This is a genomic window from Salegentibacter haimaensis (genome assembly GCF_054121495.1).
Genome location: NZ_JBSYGH010000010.1, coordinates 85,510 through 101,963 on the forward strand (window position 1 = coordinate 85,510; position 16,454 = coordinate 101,963).

Sequence of the window (16,454 nt, forward strand, 5' to 3'; positions counted from 1 at the left end):
AACATGGAACAGAGAACAGACAACAGACAACAGACAACAGACAACAGACAACAGACAACAGAAAATATGGAATATTACATTTTAAAATACACTCCCATCCCTACTTATCTGGAAGAGCGTGGGAAATACCGGGAAGAACATCTTAAACTGGCAAAAGATTATGCCGAGCGCGGATTGTTAATTTTAGGCGGTGCCTTAAGCGATCCGGCAGATGAAGCAATTCTGGTTTTTAAAGCAGATTCAGAAAAAGTAGTGGCTCAATTTGCAACAAAAGACCCGTATGTTCAAAACGGCCTCATCGCAAAAACCGAAATTCGCAAATGGAAGGTGGTGATTGGGAGCTGTTTTAAGGATTAGAAAAAAATTACAGGGAAACCGATAACAAATCTTCGCCTAACTCGTGAATGGCCTTTTCTATTTGCCGCGCCCTATCTTCAGAGGCGTTAGCTTTGCCCGTGGCATATTGTCTCATCAAAGAAGGATTTATACCGGTTTTCTCTGCTATGGCAGAAATTTTTATGGGTAAAAGTTTAAAAAATGAAGCAATATCTAATTGGTATTCAAACTCGGTCATTTCTTTAACTTCAGCTACCCAGTCTTCCTGAAGATCTTCAGCGACTTCAAGATATTCCAGCTCCTAATTTCAGCCTGAAAAAGATAGGTTTTCTTAAAATAGATAATAAAAAATCCCCCCTTTGGGGGCTAGGGGGCTTTTATTCCGCCTTAATGAGAATAGGCATTTTAAAAACGGTGGACACGGGAACACCGCGTTTGCTGGCAGGATAAATTTTTGGAAGGGAATCTATGCTCTGGTCTAGCCAAAGTCTTAAATCGGGGATCTGGGCGGTAGTGCTGCTGTCAATTTCTACTGAATCTATCTGCGGCCTGCCCTCTTTGCTGATTTTTAAAAACAATAATATGGTGTCGTTAATAGCTTCGGTCACTACGGGTTGTTGTTTAGCCAAATAAGCATATACATTTTCGGCCACCTCGCGCTCAAAACAATTTCGCGCCTCGGCGAGTTGGGTTTCGTTCTGGCATCTATCAAAGGCGGGGTACTGGTCTACTTCCTTCCAGTTTAAGGTCTGGGATTCGAGTTCCAGCACCTCTTCCGAAGAGATTTTTTTGGTCTCGAAATTACAGGAAAGCAGCAAAAATGGGAAAAGCAGGAGTAAAGTTCTTTTCATTGGCAAACAGCGCTTTGACTCGAAAATTTAAATTATCTCAAACAAAAGTAAGCATTCTTTAATTTTCAAGGTGCATCTCCCGACTTATATCTTTGATCCTGTTTTTTGATAGTCTAATCAAACCTGCATTTCCAGAATTTTCAAATTTGTTGAGATAGGCTTTGTAATGATTAATAACGGTTTCCCGGTCCTCAAAATAATTATCGGCAGCCACCGCTTTTTCATAGAACGCCCGTTCATTGTCAGGGTTTTCTTCCAGGGCTTTATCAAAATACTCCAGGGCGTCTTTGTGTTTTTCCTGAAGTTTATACGTAAGTCCCAAACTCAAAAATTCGGCATCTACGGGTTGCTTTTTGATTAAAATTGACATCAGCAAATGGGTTTCCGATTTTTCCAGATCTCCGGTTTGCGCATACAATTTCCCCAGGCTATAATGGGTAGCAGAATTGCGGTCCTCGATCCTGAGAGCATTTTTATAATTCTCGATGGCCATTTTATAATCGAAAAGCTGGTAATACGCAAAGCCGAGTTTGGAATAAATAAATTCGCTTGCCTGCCCCAGCTCCAGCAATTTTTCATAATGCGGAATGGCTTCCCGGTATTCCTTCATAGCCGAATAGGTTTGCGCTAAGATTGAAAGCAGCGAAACATTATTGGGGTTGACTTCCAGACCCTGCTTGCTATAAACTTCAGCCATCGTATAGCGACCGGATTGCAATTCCTGTTTTGCAATTTTATAAAGCGCACCCTGATGCTGCCTGTCATAAGAAAGACTCATCATATAAAAACGTCGCGCTGTGCTATCCTGCTGTCGTTCTTTAATTAACCCACGCTGATAATAAAACCTGGCATTCTCCGGATATTTTTCAGAAAGTTTCTCAAAGAGGCTATCGGCTTTATTTAATTTACCCGATTTCACCAGTAAATTCCCATAATCTATCGCCGCCAGGAGTCGGTTGGGGTTTAACTCCAGTAATTGCCGGTAATGCTGAATGGCCTTTTCTGAATTCCCCGAAGCCGCATAGAATTTTGCCAGTTTTTGATGTTTATTTTCACTTTGCTGCCCGCTTGCTTCCAGAATTTCAATTGCCTGCCGGTACTCGCCAACCGCAGCCAAACTATCTGAAACAGCCAAAGCCGAAGATTGTGCTTCGGCCCCGGCAAAACTCAGTAAAAAAACTATTAAAATAAATCTATTCACTTGTCTGATCTCCTACCTGAAAAACTATGGGTAAAGAATACATTACATTAACGGGATTTCCCTGGTGCCTACCTGGAGTCATTTTTGGCATTGAAGCAATTACACGTTTTGCTTCTTCTTCCAGTTCTGGCTTTGCAGCACGGGCTTTTACTTCTACTATCTGCCCCGTATTATCGATTTTGAATTGTACAATTACACGATTAACTCCGGTAAGACCTAATTTATCACCTATATCTGAATCAAAGTTTTCATTTACAAAATTTTTGATTTTTTCCGAAGTACAGGCTTTTCTCGCATCACTTTGCTCATCCTCACAGCCTTCAAAAGCTGGAACTTCGTCTATTACGGCAAAAGGTACATCAGAAGCATTCGAATAATCTATTTGACTTTTAGTAGGAAAATCACCTTTTTCAACAATATCCTGCATCAAAAGGAAAAATTCTTGTTTTTCTTCCTTAGTTAACTCCTTGCCATTATCAATTGCCATTTTAATTTCAGCAATCTTTTCAGAGATGGTTTGATCGTTTTGGCTAATCTGTTCAGAATCTTCCGAACAGGCCACATAAGTAAGCATTACCAGTAAAAGCGGGACGATGATTAAAAACTTAAATTTCGCGATAGATTTCGATTTTGATTTTTGTAACATAATGATTCGTTTTTTGATTAATGAATGATTAAAAAACTGATTGATAAATGAAATATTCTGCGTGTTAAACGCGCTGTTGAGCAACTGCTCGTAATAATTGCGTTTCTGGGTGGTTTTAACCACGCTGGCATCGGCGATGAATTCGTGCAGGCTACTGATTCTATTCTGAAAAATATAAACCAGTGGGTTAAACCAAAAGACGATTTTAAGCAACTCGAAAATGAGCAAATCCAGGCTGTGTTTTTGTTTTATATGCACCAGCTCGTGGGACAGAATTTGCTGTTTTTCGGCTTCTTCTAATTTATCGCCTAAAAACACGGTCTTATAAAAAGTACAGGCGATATTGGAATTAGGCACTTCTACAATCTCAAAATCTTTTTCTTTTGAAATCTTTCTGAAACGGAAAAGTCGGTTAAGGCTATGTAACTTTCTTAAAAATATAGCTAATGCCCCAAAAAAGCCTACCGCATAAGTCAGCAGCCACCAATTAATCTGGAAGCCTTTATTCTCAATGACTACTTCCGGCAGTTGTTCCACGCTCTGCGGTTGTGTACCTATAAAAACTTCAGGCAACCAAACCGGTGTGAATCCCTGAACGCTTTCAGCAGGGAAAAGACTCCCCAGGCTTTCAATTTTCAGCAATGGGAGCAGAAGCGCAAGAATAGGAGTAATTATTAAATAAGCCCTATTTGCATTGAAAAAGGTCTCTTTCTTCAGCAAAAGCTCATAAATGAGCAAAAAAGCCAGCTGAAACAATATGATTTGTAAAAAGTACTGTAACATCACTCCTTTTCTTTTTCGATTTCTTTTAAAATAGCCTCCAGCTCCTGCGTGCTCAGGTCGTTCTTTTTCATGAAAAAGGAAAGCATACTTTTAAAAGAACCGTTGAAATATGAATTCATCAATTTATTCATAGTCTGGCTGCTGTAGGTTTCCTTCTCCAAAAGCGGAAAATACAGGTAACCCTTTCCCTTCTTCTCATGATCTACAAAACCCTTGTCTTCAAGAATGCGCACAATGGTTGAAACCGTATTGTAGGCGGGTTTTGGTTGGGGCATTTCTTCGATGATAGATGCCACATTGGCTTTGCCCAGTTTCCACAAGATCTGCATGATCTCTTCTTCTGCTTTGGTGAGTTGTTTCATAGTAGCCCCTCCCCAACCCTCCCCAAATGGGAGGGGGTTTTAGCGGGTTGTATTTAAAGTTTTATGTCAGTTTTGATTGAATTAAATCTGAATAATCAGTTATTCAACTCTGCTAATATAAAACTAATTATTTAGTTCTACCTAATAAATTAGTTAAAAAATTAATTTAACCAATCTATATTATTTGTAATTTCACCTGAAACAGAGGAAAAATGGATTTACTTTTTGTGATTCTTGGCGCGATTTTAATGATTACAGGCATACTTGGAAGTTTTCTTCCGGTACTTCCCGGGGTGCCGGTGAGCTGGGTGGGTTTATTAATGTTGTTTCTTGCGCCTTCGGTTCCTTTTAACTATACTTTTTTGGGGATCACCTTTGTGATCGCGCTTTTAATTTATGTGCTGCAGTTGGTTATACCGGCTGTGGGCACAAAGCGATACGGCGGGAGCAAATACGGTATGTGGGGCGCCACCATTGGTCTGGTAATCGGGATCTTCACCCCTATCCCCTTCGGAATAATAATCGGGGCGTTTATAGGTGCATTTATTGGAGAGATAATCAATAGAAGTGATTCCAGGTCGGCGGTGCGGGCGGCATTTGGCTCTTTTATTGGTTTGCTGGCTTCCACTTTTATGGAATTTATAGTGGCGGTAGGCTTCTTCTTTTTGTTTGTATATAAGGTCTGGGAATTCAGCGCAGTCTTATTCTAAAAAAAAGCCTGCCTGAAAAGGTTCCAGGCAGGCCGGGTATTTAATGAGTCATAAACACAGCTTTTCTTTTTTTAAGCTGCTGCTCAAGTTCAAGGATGGTACTTTTGATGGCTAATTCAAAACTATTTTCCTTTGAAGCTGCAAAAATGCGGGGTCCGGGAGCGCTAAGCTCAATTTCGCAAATATGCGAATTGCCCGTTGCATCATTTTCGGTTTTGATATAAACTTCAGCTCTTATGAGCCAGTCATATTTCTCCTGAAGTTTATGTAAATGTTCACTTACCAAATGGGCCAGCCGGCTGCTGCTTTTGGTTTTGATGAATTGTATATTGATGTTCATATGCTGAATATTTTATGCTTCAAAGGTAACTTTGACAGCCGGCCATAAATATGACCGCCATCAGCTTAAGCTTAAACTTCAAAATCCTTCAAAATTATTTTACAAGCCTGACTTTTATCATTGCCAAACTCATCTTCTAAAATCATATTTAGGAAGGATTTTGAGAGCAAAAAGCGATGCCATTAGAAGTAAGAAAACACGGGGTCATTCTGGAGAAAACCAGGAATTCGTTTGAAAGTCAAGGGGTTTTAAACCCCGCGATCGTTCAGGAAGGCAATACGCTGCATATGATCTACCGGGCCGTACGTGAAGGAAATTTTTCTACTTTGGGCTATTGCAAACTTAAAGGCCCTCTGGAAGTTACCGAACGCAGCAATAAACCCATATTTTTTCCGGAAAACGATTATGAATTTAAAGGCACCGAAGACCCCAGGCTGGTTAAAATCGAAGACACCTATTATCTAAGTTATTCGGCCTATGATGGCATAAATGTTTTTGGCGCCTATGCTACCAGCAAAGACCTGAGACATTTCCAAAGACAGGGCATCATTACTCCAAAAATTGGTTATGAGGAGTATGCTGCTTTAATGCGGGAGAACTTTGAGCAGATTAGTGAAAAACACCTCTTCTTCTACGAAATGTTTATTCGCTATAGGATTGAGGAATTGATGAAAGGAAAAATTTACGTTTGGGATAAGAACATCATCTTTTTTCCGGAAAAAATAAATGGAAAATTTGCAGTTCTACATAGGCTTTATCCTTCTATTCAGGTCTTTTATTTTAATGATCCTGCTGAACTCACAGCCGACTTCTGGAGGGAACATATTAGAAGCCTTCGCAATCACATTGTTATTAGGCCCCGATACCATTTTGAATGCAGCCATATTGGTGGCGGTTGCCCACCCCTACGCACTCCCCGGGGCTGGCTATTTATCTATCACGCAGCAGAATCTACCAGGGAAGGACTCATCTATCACGCCGGGGCGGCCCTTCTGGATCTGGAAGATCCTACCAAAGTCCTTGCCCAACTTAAGAGACCCTTGTTTTCCCCTACAGAAGATTGGGAAAAAAATGGTGTGGTAAAAAACGTGGTTTTTCCCAGTGGAAGTGCAGTTTTCGGGGAAGAACTCTATATCTATTACGGTGCCGCCGACGAGCGAATTGCGGTGGCATCGGTGCATCTTCAGGAATTAATTAATGAACTTCTTCAACAATCCAGCAAATCATGAAAATTCAGGCTTCAAAAATATTATTTGTCTCAAGCTTTCCTCCTACCCGATGCGGGATAGCCACCTTCACCACCGACCTTATGCAGGCGCTTTCCCAAAAATTCTCTCAGAGCTTTACGCCCGAGTCTTGTGAACTTGCTTCAGAAGAAAACTTAATTGCAAAACCGGCCTTTAGTTTTAATCCTAAAAACAAAAAGGAGTATGCTCAAATAGCGCAGAAAATCAATCAGGCGATGGAAATAAGCCTGGTGCATATTCAACACGAATTTGGATTGTTTTCGGGGGAATACGGTGAAAATCTATTTGATTTTCTCGACATTTTGAACAAACCTGTGGTATTTACATTTCATACCGTACTTCCTGAACCCAATGCCAGGTTGAGAGAAGTGGTTAATAAACTGGCGTCTTATGCCTCGGGAATTTTTGTGATGACCTGCAAATCGGTTGAGATTTTAGAACAGGAATATGATATAAACCCCGCACTCTTACACTATGTTCCTCACGGTACCCATCTTGTAAAATGGGTGGAAAAGCGAAAAATCAAAGCCCGGTTTGACCTTGAAAAGCGTACTGTTCTTTCAACCTTCGGCTTATTGGGGCCGGGAAAAAGCATAGAAACCGCATTAAAGGCCTTGCCTCAAATCATTGAATTTGAACCTTCTATTCTTTATTTAATCATTGGAAAAACGCATCCTAATCTTATCAAAAACGGCAAAGATGAATATGGTGATTTTCTGAAGCGACAGGTAAAAATTTTGAACCTGGAGAAACACGTGATCTTTGTTGAAAAATATGTAGAATTGCCCGATTTGTTGAGATTATTGCAGGCTTCAGATATATATTTATTTACCTCAAAAGATCCCAACCAGGCCGTGAGCGGAACTTTTTCGTATGCGCTTAGCTGTGGATGCCCCATCATCGCTACCTCGGTGGCTCATACCCGGGAAACCCTTAACCCAGATTTGGGGATTATTATTCCTATTGAAGACCACGAGCAGTTAGCCAGAGCTACTATAAGCCTTATTGCCGATAAAAACCGGCGCAAGCAAATGAGTCGTAATGCTACTGTATATACATTGGCTTCAGCCTGGGAAAATGTGGCGATTAAACACGCCGGATTATATCAGGAGATCATCCAGGCCCAACCGGTTCTTGAATTTGATTTACCGGCTATCAAATTGTCTCATCTATTTAAAATGACCAGTCGTTACGGTATACTTCAGTTTTCAAAATTCAGCAAATCCGATCCCGAATCGGGGTATACCCTGGACGACAATGCCAGAGCCCTGATCGCTATGATCAGGTATTATAAAATCTTCAGAAAAGAGAAGGTGATCAAGTATATGAGAATTTATCTCAACTTTATTGAGCGTTGCCAAAAACCCGAGGGTAACTTTGTGAATTATATAGATATTGACAATAAGGTGCATATTAAAAATGATTATGTAAACCTTGAAGACTCTAACGGAAGGGCTATCTGGGCCCTGGGAGAATGCATGTCGGCCGGGGCTTTACTTCCAAAAGATCTAACCAATAAAGCCTGGAAAATTTTCAAAAATACTGAAGCCTGGCTTGCTGGTTTTATGTCGCCGCGTGCGGCCGCATTTGCGATAAAAGGTTTGTATCTAATCGATAAAAATCAAAAATCATCAGAATTTATTTCAAAAATCGATCAGTTGGCTTCACATCTTATTACCCGTTATGATTTAAACCGGGAACGAAGCTGGAACTGGTTTGAAGAAAATATGACCTACGCAAATAGTATTTTACCCGAGGCCCTGCTTTATGCATATTTAGCCACCGGCGATGTTGCTTATAAAAAGGTTGCCAGAGAAAGTTTCGATTTTCTGTTGTCAAAAATATTTGTTGATGGGCAATTTAGGGTCATCTCCAATCGCGGCTGGTACCATAAAAATACACAGCCTAACCTGTATGGAGAACAGCCCATCGATGTTTTTACCACGGTGCAGAGTCTGGGCCTGTTTTATCAGGAAACTGGAAGACCTAAGTACAAAAGTTTTATGCAGAAGGCATTTAATTGGTTTTTGGGAGATAATCATTTAAATCAAATCATTTACAATCCCGCTACCGGAGGTTGTTTTGATGGTTTGGAGGCTAAAAATGTAAATATCAACCAGGGAGCAGAATCGAGCATTTGTTATTTGCTGGCCAGGCTGCTTATGGAAAAACTTAAAAATTCTGAAGACCTAACAACACAGGAGTTCCCTGTTCCTGAATTCAAAAAAGCAGGCTATGACAGAAAATCCAGACGCTCAAAATTTGCTGAAGATTTTAAGAGCTCATTAAGCCCGAAAGATCCTCGGTATCAATAACCTTTTCTGTGATCTTGAATACCTCGCGCCGGTTTTCTCTAAAGGCCTTAACGAAATCTACAATTTCGTTTTCCAGATGTTCGTGTTCGATACGAAATAATCTGCCGTTGTTTTCTTCGGTTTCATTCTCTATCATAGAACCCAATTGAAGCAGATGCTTTTTGGTTTTCTCGAGCAGGTCCTGGTTTTGGAATGCGACTTTTTTAAGTTCAGCCTGTAATTTACCAACCTCCTTATAATTCTCATCTGTGCTAATCCAGATAAAATATTTCTGAATTAATTTATTGAGAAATGTGAGGTCTTCCCTGTAGAATTCAAGATCAGATTTCCAATAGCGGGTAAGCACGTATAATTCAGACCAGGAGGCTTCTGAAAGAAAACTGCCTTTGGGACGTTTACGAAATTCGTTCATAGCTGCAGGGTGTTTATTAGCTTCTAAATTAAACTCTAAAAGTCACTGAAAAAATGACTAAAATCATCCTAAACAGCCTGACAAATATCATTTTACTGAAGCTAACTTCTTACTAAATTTAGAATTCAAGCAGGTTGAAAAATGAGCAATACTCTATTTAAAGAAATCCATATCCCGCTGAAGAAAGGTGAGATTCAGGGCAACCTGGTAATTCCAGAGGCTGCTTCAGTCATTATTATATTTTCTCACGGCCGCGGAAGCAATCGCTATTCTCCCCGTAACAATTTCGTGGCTAGAAGACTTCAACAGGCCGGGATGGCTACCCTGTTATTGGATTTGATCAATGAAAACGAAGACCGGGATTATGAAAAGCGCTTCAATACCTCACTTTTTACAAAACGGTTGATTGCTACCAGTAATTTTTTAAGCATACTTCCCGAAACCCAACAACTGCAACAGGCTATTTTCGGTGCCAGCACGGGAGCAGCCCCGGCTATTAGTGCAGCCGCAAAATTAGGAGATAAGATCATTGCCCTGGTTTGCCGGGGAGGAAGACCCGATCTGGCCCACGATGAAGATCTTAATAACCTTTCTACCCCCTCACTTTTTATCGTTGGAGGAGAGGATCCCGCCATTATCGAATTGAATCAAATCGCGCTTGAGAAAATGCACTGTAAAAAAGCACTTGAACTTATTCCGGGTGCCACTCATCTTTTCGAGGAAGCGGGTGCCCTGGAGAAAGTCACAGCTCTCGCCCTGGATTGGTTTGAACAAAATCTCATCAAAAAAAATGTTTGAAAATCGCACTCAAGCCGGGCAGCTACTGGCCAAACAATTACAGCATCTTAAAAATAAAAATGCTGTGGTACTTGCCATCCCCAGGGGAGGCTTGCCGGTGGGGGCAGAAATCGCAAATTCGCTGAACCTGCCTCTCGAAGTTGCACTTTCAAAAAAAATTGGGCATCCTTTCAATAAAGAGTTCGCAATTGGAGCGGTGAGTTTAGAAAATGAGATGATTATAGCCGATGCAGGAGTATCGGCCAGATACCTGGAAGATGAGATCAAAAGCATAAGAAGCGTACTTCAACAGCGACATAAACAGTACTATTCCAATCAGAAGGAATACCCATTAAAAGACAAAGTAGTAATTATTACCGATGATGGAATCGCCACCGGAAATACGCTCCTTCTCACCATAGATCTGGTTAAACAGAAGCTTCCCAAAGCCATCATCGTAGCTATCCCGGTAGGTCCACCCCAAAGTGTGGAGGCTTTATATGAACATCCGTACGTGACCGATTTGATATGCCTGGAAACCCCCTTTAATTTTAGAGCTGTAGGTCAATTTTATGAAGATTTTGAACCGGTTAGCGATAAGGAAGCTATCTCAATTTTTAATCAATTTAAAGATAAAGGTTATGAAAACACTCGAAAATAAGGTAGCAATAATCACGGGAGGTGCAGGCGGAATTGGCCTGGCTACTGCAAATTTATTTCTAAAGGAGGGAGCTAAAGTTGTGATCGTAGATCTTGATGAAAATAATTTAAAAGAGGCATCCAGGGAGCTGAATAACCCTAATTTAAAATGGTTTAAGGCCGATGTCTCCAGTTCTGCAGATACCGAAGCATTTCTGAATTTTACACTCAGGGAATTTGAAAAAATAGATGTCTTTTTCATCAATGCCGGAATTGAAGGAAAAGTTAGTCCACTCCCAGATTATCCTGAGGAGGCTTTCGATAAAGTAATCGCTGTAAACCTCAAAGGGGTTTGGCTTGGCTGTAAAATGGTAATTCCGAAAATGCAGGATGGCGGGAGCGTGATGATTACCTCATCGGTTGCCGGTTTAAAGGGATTTAGCGGGCTTAGCGCTTATGTGGCCAGCAAGCACGGAGTGATAGGTTTAATGCGAACCGCTGCTATTGAATTTGCGCCGAGGAAAATAAGGGTCAACTCTATTCATCCCGGGCCTGTAGATAACCGCATGATGCGCTCGGTAGAATCGCAAATTTCACCAGATGATCCCGGGCAGGCTAAAGAAGGTTTTTTACACGAAATCCCCTTTCAACGATATGCAACTTCTGCTGAAGTTGCTGAGCTGGCCCTGTTCCTGGCCGGGGATTCCAGTAAATACCTTACCGGCACTGTTCAGGTTATAGATGGTGGGATGAACCTGCTTTAATGAGTCAGGCCAAATCGTTTCAGGATTTGACTGAGTACCAGGGATCCAAGACCAAAAATCAAAACCAGGATAAAATACTCTGCCGGCAGGTAAACCAGCGAAAGCACTTCGGCCATTACCGGAATAAAATAAACCACAACCATTATCCCAAGGCTTAGCAGCAATGCTAACCAAACCCAGATATTTCTGGTGACTTCATTACTGAAAAAATGAGCTTTACGGGAAGGCAGGTTGAAAACATTGAGCAACTGCCCAAAGATTAAGGTGTAAAAAGCCATATTATTAACCACCGCTGCAGAGGCCTCCAGTATAAAATGCGCATAAATAGTTATTCCTAATACAGCAGCAGTTATTGAAATTCCATAAATAAGGGTTGAGGTCCATAATTTCCTGGTAAGTATAGGTTCTTCTGGTTTTCTGGGAGGTTGATTCATAATTTGAGGGTCGCCCTTCCCTACTCCCAATGCCAGGGCGGGGAAAACATCGGTCACTAAATTCAGAAAGAGAATTTGTAAGGGCAAAAGCGGCATTGGTAAATTGCTTAAAGCCGCCAGGCCTACCGATATAATTTCGGCCAGATTACAGGACAGTAGAAACACCACGAATTGCCTGATATTTTCAAAAATAGTGCGACCCTGTCTAATGGCCAGTTCTGTAGAAGTGAACTTATCGTCCATAAGAATTACATCGGCCACCTCTTTGGCTGCTTCGGTGCCACGAATTCCCATAGCTATGCCTATATCGGCTTTTTTCAGGGCCGGCGCATCATTTACTCCGTCGCCCAGCATTCCTACAATGGCATTATTTTCCTGATAAAATTCTACCAGTTCCAGTTTTTGCCGGGGAACCATTCTTGAAAAGATTGGGGCTTTTAACAATCGAGTTTTAGTCGCTTCATCCAAAGTTTTAAAATCGCCAAGATCACCTCCATATATTACCTCGGCATCATCATTTTCATCTATCAATCCTATCTCCTCCCCAATTTTTTTTGCAGTGGCAGGGTGATCGCCGGTAATCATCACCACGCGAATTCCGGCATTTTTATAGGTATCGATAGCTTGTTTTATATCTTTTCGCGGCGGATCTAAAAATCCTGCCATTCCTAAAAAAACCAAATTTTCCATCAGAAAATCATAATCGGGTTTAGCCGAATCTTCTCGGTAGGCAAAGGCCAGAATCCTGATTCCTTCAGATGCGATTTCGTTGGCCAGCTCGAGCCATTGCTGTTTGTTTTCGAATTCTATAAGCCTCTCTCCCTCAAGAATCTTATCGCAACCGGGCAAAATCGCTTCCAGCGCCCCTTTTACACAAACCAAATATTGATTTTTGTACTTATGGAGGCTGGCCATTTTCTTGATCTCTGCATCAAAAGGGATTTCAAGAATTTTAGGGAATTCTTCCCTTAGCTGGGCGTGTTCGCGACCTGATTTTTCAGCAAATTCTACCAGGGCAATTTCAACCGCATCGCCGTTTAGCTGCCCGTCTTTAGGACGTGCATTATTACATAAGATTGCGACTTCCAGCAATCGTTCAAATGCCCAATTCCCCTCCAGGCTATTGATTTCTTCTGCTTCAAAAATTTTAATTTCTCCTGAAGTAGAAATGACAATATTTTGCACGCTCATGCGGTTTTCGGTGAGTGTCCCCGTTTTATCGGTACAGATGAGCCCGGTTTCCCCCAGGGTTTGCACGGCTTCCAGTTTTTTAATTACCACATTTCTTTTAGACAACCTCAGCATTCCGCGGGCAAGAGCAATAGTAGCCACGATGGGAAGCCCTTCAGGAATTGCAGCCACAGCCAGGGCAATCCCGGTTTTAATCATAAGCATAAGATCCTTTCCCTGCAGGTACCCCGAAATACTAATAAGAATGGCCATTCCAAGGGTTAACCATATTAGCCACCTGCTTAAATGCTTCAGCTTTTTCTCTAAGGGAGTGCTTGCTTTTTCTGCCTCCCGGGTAAGAGCGCCTATTTGACCCACCACGGTTCTATCTCCGGTTTCGGTAACAATTGCCCTGCCTGCGCCCCTGGCCACTATGGTGCCTTTGTAGAGCATATTTTTCCTTTCTGCAAGAATGCATTCCTGAGGTAATTCTCCGGGATTTTTTTCAATCTGATTGCTCTCCCCCGTAAGCACGGCCTCTTTTACAGCAAGGCTCTGTGATTCCAGCACACGGGCATCGGCCGGGATTACATCCCCGGCCTCAAGAATAATGATGTCTCCGGGAACAAGAGAGGCCGCTGGTAAATGAAGAATTTTACGATCTCTAAGCACATTGGCCTGGGTTTGAACCATTTTCTGCAAAGCTTCAACCGAACGTATAGCCTGCCATTCCATAAAAAATCCGATAAGTGCAGTAATAAGAATCACCACCAAAACCGCTATCCCTTCCAGCCACTCCCCGAAAACAAAAGCCAGGATCATAGCTATTGCAAGAATATAAATGATAGGATCGAGAAACTGGTCGAAAAGTATAAGCCAAACATTTTTGGGTTTGGTTTGCCTCAGGCGGTTAGGCCCATATTTTTCCAGGCGCTTTTGAGCTTCTACTCCTGAAATTCCTGTCTCAGGATCTGAGTCAAGATAGGATAGCAGCTCTTCCTGCGCAATACTGTGAAAGCTATCTGGCTGCATCTAATTAAGAGGATTTTGAGCTATTAGCTTCGGCTTTATTAATATTTTCTATGCCCTTAAGCAGGGCATCGGGATTAAATGAAATACTATCGATACCGCAATTCACCAAAAACTCTGCATATTCAGGGAAATCGCTGGGGGCCTGCCCGCACAGGCCTATTTTAATTCCGGCTTTATTGGCCTTCTCAATAGCTGTTCGAATCATAAGCTTTGCCGCAGAGTCATTCTCATCAAAACTTTGCGCCATCAATTCTGAATCGCGATCAACTCCAAGAGTAAGTTGAGTAAGGTCGTTGGAGCCTATTGAAAATCCGTCGAAAATTTCAGCAAATTCTTCAGCCAGAAGAACATTGGAAGGAATTTCTACCATCATATAAATTTCGAGGCCACCCTGCTTTTGCTCCAGTCCAAATTTTTTCATCAACGCGACAACTCTCTTGGCTTCATCAAGAGTTCGGCAAAACGGAATCATCACTTTTACATTTTCAAGTCCCATTTCTTCTCTCACTTTTTTAATGGCCAGGCATTCCAGTTTGAAGCCTTCCCTATAGAGGTCATGATCATAACGCGCAGCTCCACGAAAACCAAGCATTGGGTTTTCTTCTTTGGGTTCAAACTGAGCCCCTCCCAATAAATTGGCGTATTCATTGGTCTTAAAATCGCTCATTCTTACGATCACTTCCCGCGGATAAAAAGCGGCAGCCATCATCCCGAGACCGCGGGCAAGTTTTTCAACGAAATAATCGGCTTTTTCGGGATATTGCCAGGTTAGTTCCCCGATCAAATCTTTGGTTGGAGCATCTTTAATTTCATCAAATTTCACCAGGGCCATGGGGTGAATTTTTATGAGGTGGGTGATGATAAATTCCATTCGCAGCAACCCTACCCCATTATTGGGATAGGCAGCAAGATGAAAGGCTTTGTCGGGATCTGACAGTATAAATTTCACTTCGGTTTTAGGCAGTTTTATCTTCCTGAAATCGATTTCTTTTTTTTCAAATTTCAGGATCCCTCTGTAAACCACGCCGGTTTTACCTTCGCAGGAAATGGTGATCTCATCTCCATTTTTAAGAATTTCAGTGGCATTACCGGTACCCACTACCGCGGGCACGCCCAATTCCCGGGCTACAATAGCCGCGTGACTGGTACGCCCTCCACGGTTGGTTACTACTGCAGCCGCACGCTTTAATAGTGGATCCCAGTCGGGACTGGTAGTATCGGCCACCAAAATTTCCCCCGGAAGGAGTTTTAGACTTTCGGTGGGAGACTTGAGCACCCGGGCTTTTCCTGTGGCAATTCGGGAGCCAATGGCATTGCCGGTTAAAAGAGGTTCAGCTTTTTCTTTTAATTTGAATTCGAGGTGAACCCGTTTCTCCTTCCGGTGAACGGTTTCAGGCCGGGCCTGGGTGATGTAAATTTTATTTGAAATCCCGTCTTTGGCCCATTCGAGATCCATAGGTTTATCGTAATGCTCTTCTACGGCCAGTGCCCAATTCGCGAGCTGCAAAATTTCTTCTTCTGAAAGAATAAATTGATCCTGAAGTTCAGGTGAGGTTTCGATATTTACAGTGGAAGAATGCCCGTTGGAACCCGCATAAACCAGGGTCATTTCCTTTCTTCCCAGGCTTTTTTGGATGATCGCATTTTTTTTCTTCCTGAGACTGGGTTTAAAAACATCAAATTCATCGGGATTCACCAGGCCCTGAACTATATTTTCTCCCAGGCCCCAAACTCCGGATATATGTATGATTTCTGAAAAACCCGATTCCGGATCAAGGGTAAAGATGATTCCCGAGCAACCTTTATCGGCTCTCACCATAATTTGAACCCCGACAGAAAGCGCTATCTCCAAATGTTTGAAGTCTTTATCTTCCCGGTATTTGATCGCCCTGTCGGTAAACAGGCTGGAAAAGCAATTTTTTACCGCTTGTAATAAATTATCATTTCCGTGAATATTTAAAAATGTATCGTGCTGTCCCGCAAAACTTGCTTCGGGAAGATCTTCGGCAGTTGCACTGCTACGCACTGCCACGCGGGCTTCAGCCTCACCACCAAGTTTTTGATAGGCCTCAATTATTTCAGCTTTAAAACTTTCGTTGAAGTTGGCATTCAGGATGAGATTCCTGGCCTTTGAACCAATTTCAGATAAATTTGAAAAATTATTTCTATCCAATGCATCGAGTAATTCCTGAAGTTTCGGTTGCAGTTTATTTTCTGAAATAAATTCTCTGAAAGCTTCTGCAGTGGTTGCGAACCCATTGGGGACCAGCACACCTTCAGAACTCAATTCATTAAACATTTCACCCAATGAGGCATTTTTACCGCCAACTTCTGGAAGATCGGCCATTGAAAGTTCACTGAAGAATTTGATATACCGGCTCATAATTTTTATTTAATAGTAAATTAGCTCATAGCCTATATTGAGAAGAAACAAC

At 41.8% G+C, this 16,454-nt stretch carries 16 protein-coding genes; 7 read left to right on the plus strand and 9 right to left on the minus strand.

Going from position 1 to position 16,454, the window contains the following annotated elements; translation table 11 throughout:
* Positions 1-66 precede the first annotated feature (66 nt).
* Complete coding sequence (locus tag ACW6QP_RS10755; RefSeq protein ID WP_457910872.1) at positions 67-357, plus strand: YciI-like protein; 291 nt, start codon at positions 67-69, stop codon at positions 355-357.
* A 7-nt stretch (positions 358-364) separates the two neighbouring features.
* On the opposite strand, the gene ACW6QP_RS10760 is transcribed toward ACW6QP_RS10755, so the two are convergent.
* From ACW6QP_RS10760 to ACW6QP_RS10780, 5 genes are all read right to left on the minus strand, one after another.
* A complete protein-coding gene (locus ACW6QP_RS10760) occupies positions 365-574 on the minus strand; it encodes a hypothetical protein (protein ID WP_457910873.1) in 210 nt (69 codons plus the stop codon).
* 139 nt (positions 575-713) lie between these two features.
* Positions 714-1,187 carry a hypothetical protein gene (locus ACW6QP_RS10765; protein WP_457910874.1) on the minus strand — a complete coding sequence of 158 codons (474 nt, stop codon included), beginning with the start codon at positions 1,185-1,187 and terminating at the stop codon, positions 714-716.
* A gap of 58 nt (positions 1,188-1,245) precedes the next feature.
* Complete coding sequence (locus tag ACW6QP_RS10770) at positions 1,246-2,388, minus strand: tetratricopeptide repeat protein (protein ID WP_457910875.1); 1,143 nt, start codon at positions 2,386-2,388, stop codon at positions 1,246-1,248.
* Positions 2,381-3,817 (minus strand): M56 family metallopeptidase, encoded by a 1,437-nt coding sequence (locus ACW6QP_RS10775; protein WP_457910876.1) that lies wholly within the window; start codon positions 3,815-3,817, stop codon positions 2,381-2,383. Before ACW6QP_RS10775 ends, ACW6QP_RS10770 begins: the two co-directional genes overlap by 8 nt.
* Entirely contained in the window at positions 3,817-4,179 is a 363-nt protein-coding gene (locus ACW6QP_RS10780) for a BlaI/MecI/CopY family transcriptional regulator (protein ID WP_457910877.1), read from the minus strand. The genes ACW6QP_RS10775 and ACW6QP_RS10780 overlap by 1 nt, the downstream gene beginning before the upstream one ends.
* A 212-nt stretch (positions 4,180-4,391) precedes the next feature.
* Here ACW6QP_RS10780 and ACW6QP_RS10785 point away from each other — a divergent pair, with 212 nt between their 5' ends.
* Positions 4,392-4,889 (plus strand): DUF456 domain-containing protein, encoded by a 498-nt coding sequence (locus ACW6QP_RS10785; protein ID WP_457910878.1) that lies wholly within the window; start codon positions 4,392-4,394, stop codon positions 4,887-4,889.
* A 40-nt stretch (positions 4,890-4,929) separates the two neighbouring features.
* On the opposite strand, the gene ACW6QP_RS10790 is transcribed toward ACW6QP_RS10785, so the two are convergent.
* Positions 4,930-5,229, minus strand: a complete 300-nt coding sequence (locus tag ACW6QP_RS10790; RefSeq protein ID WP_457910879.1) for an HPF/RaiA family ribosome-associated protein — start codon at positions 5,227-5,229, stop codon at positions 4,930-4,932.
* A gap of 176 nt (positions 5,230-5,405) precedes the next feature.
* Between ACW6QP_RS10790 and ACW6QP_RS10795 the strand changes: the two genes are divergently transcribed.
* Entirely contained in the window at positions 5,406-6,458 is a 1,053-nt protein-coding gene (locus ACW6QP_RS10795) for a glycoside hydrolase family 130 protein (protein WP_457910880.1), read from the plus strand.
* A complete protein-coding gene (locus tag ACW6QP_RS10800) occupies positions 6,455-8,791 on the plus strand; it encodes a glycosyltransferase (protein WP_457910881.1) in 2,337 nt (778 codons plus the stop codon). Before ACW6QP_RS10795 ends, ACW6QP_RS10800 begins: the two co-directional genes overlap by 4 nt.
* Here ACW6QP_RS10800 and ACW6QP_RS10805 read toward each other — a convergent pair.
* On the minus strand, positions 8,751-9,203 hold the full coding sequence (locus ACW6QP_RS10805) for a hypothetical protein (protein ID WP_457910882.1): 453 nt from the start codon (positions 9,201-9,203) through the stop codon (positions 8,751-8,753). The two genes, ACW6QP_RS10800 and ACW6QP_RS10805, sit on opposite strands and share 41 nt — an antisense overlap.
* A gap of 141 nt (positions 9,204-9,344) precedes the next feature.
* Here ACW6QP_RS10805 and ACW6QP_RS10810 point away from each other — a divergent pair, with 141 nt between their 5' ends.
* From ACW6QP_RS10810 to ACW6QP_RS10820, 3 genes are read left to right on the plus strand one after another with little or no spacing between them, the layout of a single operon-like run.
* Positions 9,345-10,001: a dienelactone hydrolase family protein gene (locus tag ACW6QP_RS10810; protein ID WP_457910883.1), complete on the plus strand. Its 657-nt coding sequence runs from the start codon at positions 9,345-9,347 to the stop codon at positions 9,999-10,001.
* On the plus strand, positions 9,994-10,641 hold the full coding sequence (locus ACW6QP_RS10815) for a phosphoribosyltransferase (RefSeq protein ID WP_457910884.1): 648 nt from the start codon (positions 9,994-9,996) through the stop codon (positions 10,639-10,641). The genes ACW6QP_RS10810 and ACW6QP_RS10815 overlap by 8 nt, the downstream gene beginning before the upstream one ends.
* Complete coding sequence (locus ACW6QP_RS10820; protein WP_457910885.1) at positions 10,622-11,383, plus strand: SDR family NAD(P)-dependent oxidoreductase; 762 nt, start codon at positions 10,622-10,624, stop codon at positions 11,381-11,383. Before ACW6QP_RS10815 ends, ACW6QP_RS10820 begins: the two co-directional genes overlap by 20 nt.
* Here ACW6QP_RS10820 and ACW6QP_RS10825 read toward each other — a convergent pair.
* Positions 11,380-14,019, minus strand: coding sequence for a cation-translocating P-type ATPase (locus ACW6QP_RS10825; protein WP_457910886.1), 2,640 nt, complete (start codon positions 14,017-14,019; stop codon positions 11,380-11,382). The genes ACW6QP_RS10820 and ACW6QP_RS10825 overlap by 4 nt on opposite strands.
* A 4-nt stretch (positions 14,020-14,023) precedes the next feature.
* Positions 14,024-16,402, minus strand: coding sequence for a phosphoenolpyruvate synthase (gene ppsA / locus ACW6QP_RS10830; RefSeq protein ID WP_457910887.1), 2,379 nt, complete (start codon positions 16,400-16,402; stop codon positions 14,024-14,026).
* Positions 16,403-16,454 lie beyond the last annotated feature (52 nt).

Bases quoted from the DNA above. Each gene is read 5' to 3' on its own strand.
- ACW6QP_RS10755 (WP_457910872.1), top strand. From the start codon at position 67: ATGGAATATTACATTTTAAAATACACTCCCATCCCTACTTATCTGGAA.
- ACW6QP_RS10760 (WP_457910873.1), bottom strand. From the start codon at position 574: ATGACCGAGTTTGAATACCAATTAGATATTGCTTCATTTTTTAAACTT.
- ACW6QP_RS10765 (WP_457910874.1), bottom strand. From the start codon at position 1,187: ATGAAAAGAACTTTACTCCTGCTTTTCCCATTTTTGCTGCTTTCCTGT.
- ACW6QP_RS10775 (WP_457910876.1), bottom strand. From the start codon at position 3,817: ATGTTACAGTACTTTTTACAAATCATATTGTTTCAGCTGGCTTTTTTG.
- ACW6QP_RS10780 (WP_457910877.1), bottom strand. From the start codon at position 4,179: ATGAAACAACTCACCAAAGCAGAAGAAGAGATCATGCAGATCTTGTGG.
- ACW6QP_RS10785 (WP_457910878.1), top strand. From the start codon at position 4,392: ATGGATTTACTTTTTGTGATTCTTGGCGCGATTTTAATGATTACAGGC.
- ACW6QP_RS10790 (WP_457910879.1), bottom strand. From the start codon at position 5,229: ATGAACATCAATATACAATTCATCAAAACCAAAAGCAGCAGCCGGCTG.
- ACW6QP_RS10795 (WP_457910880.1), top strand. From the start codon at position 5,406: ATGCCATTAGAAGTAAGAAAACACGGGGTCATTCTGGAGAAAACCAGG.
- ACW6QP_RS10800 (WP_457910881.1), top strand. From the start codon at position 6,455: ATGAAAATTCAGGCTTCAAAAATATTATTTGTCTCAAGCTTTCCTCCT.
- ACW6QP_RS10805 (WP_457910882.1), bottom strand. From the start codon at position 9,203: ATGAACGAATTTCGTAAACGTCCCAAAGGCAGTTTTCTTTCAGAAGCC.
- ACW6QP_RS10810 (WP_457910883.1), top strand. From the start codon at position 9,345: ATGAGCAATACTCTATTTAAAGAAATCCATATCCCGCTGAAGAAAGGT.
- ACW6QP_RS10815 (WP_457910884.1), top strand. From the start codon at position 9,994: ATGTTTGAAAATCGCACTCAAGCCGGGCAGCTACTGGCCAAACAATTA.
- ACW6QP_RS10820 (WP_457910885.1), top strand. From the start codon at position 10,622: ATGAAAACACTCGAAAATAAGGTAGCAATAATCACGGGAGGTGCAGGC.
- ACW6QP_RS10825 (WP_457910886.1), bottom strand. From the start codon at position 14,019: ATGCAGCCAGATAGCTTTCACAGTATTGCGCAGGAAGAGCTGCTATCC.
- ppsA (WP_457910887.1), bottom strand. From the start codon at position 16,402: ATGAGCCGGTATATCAAATTCTTCAGTGAACTTTCAATGGCCGATCTT.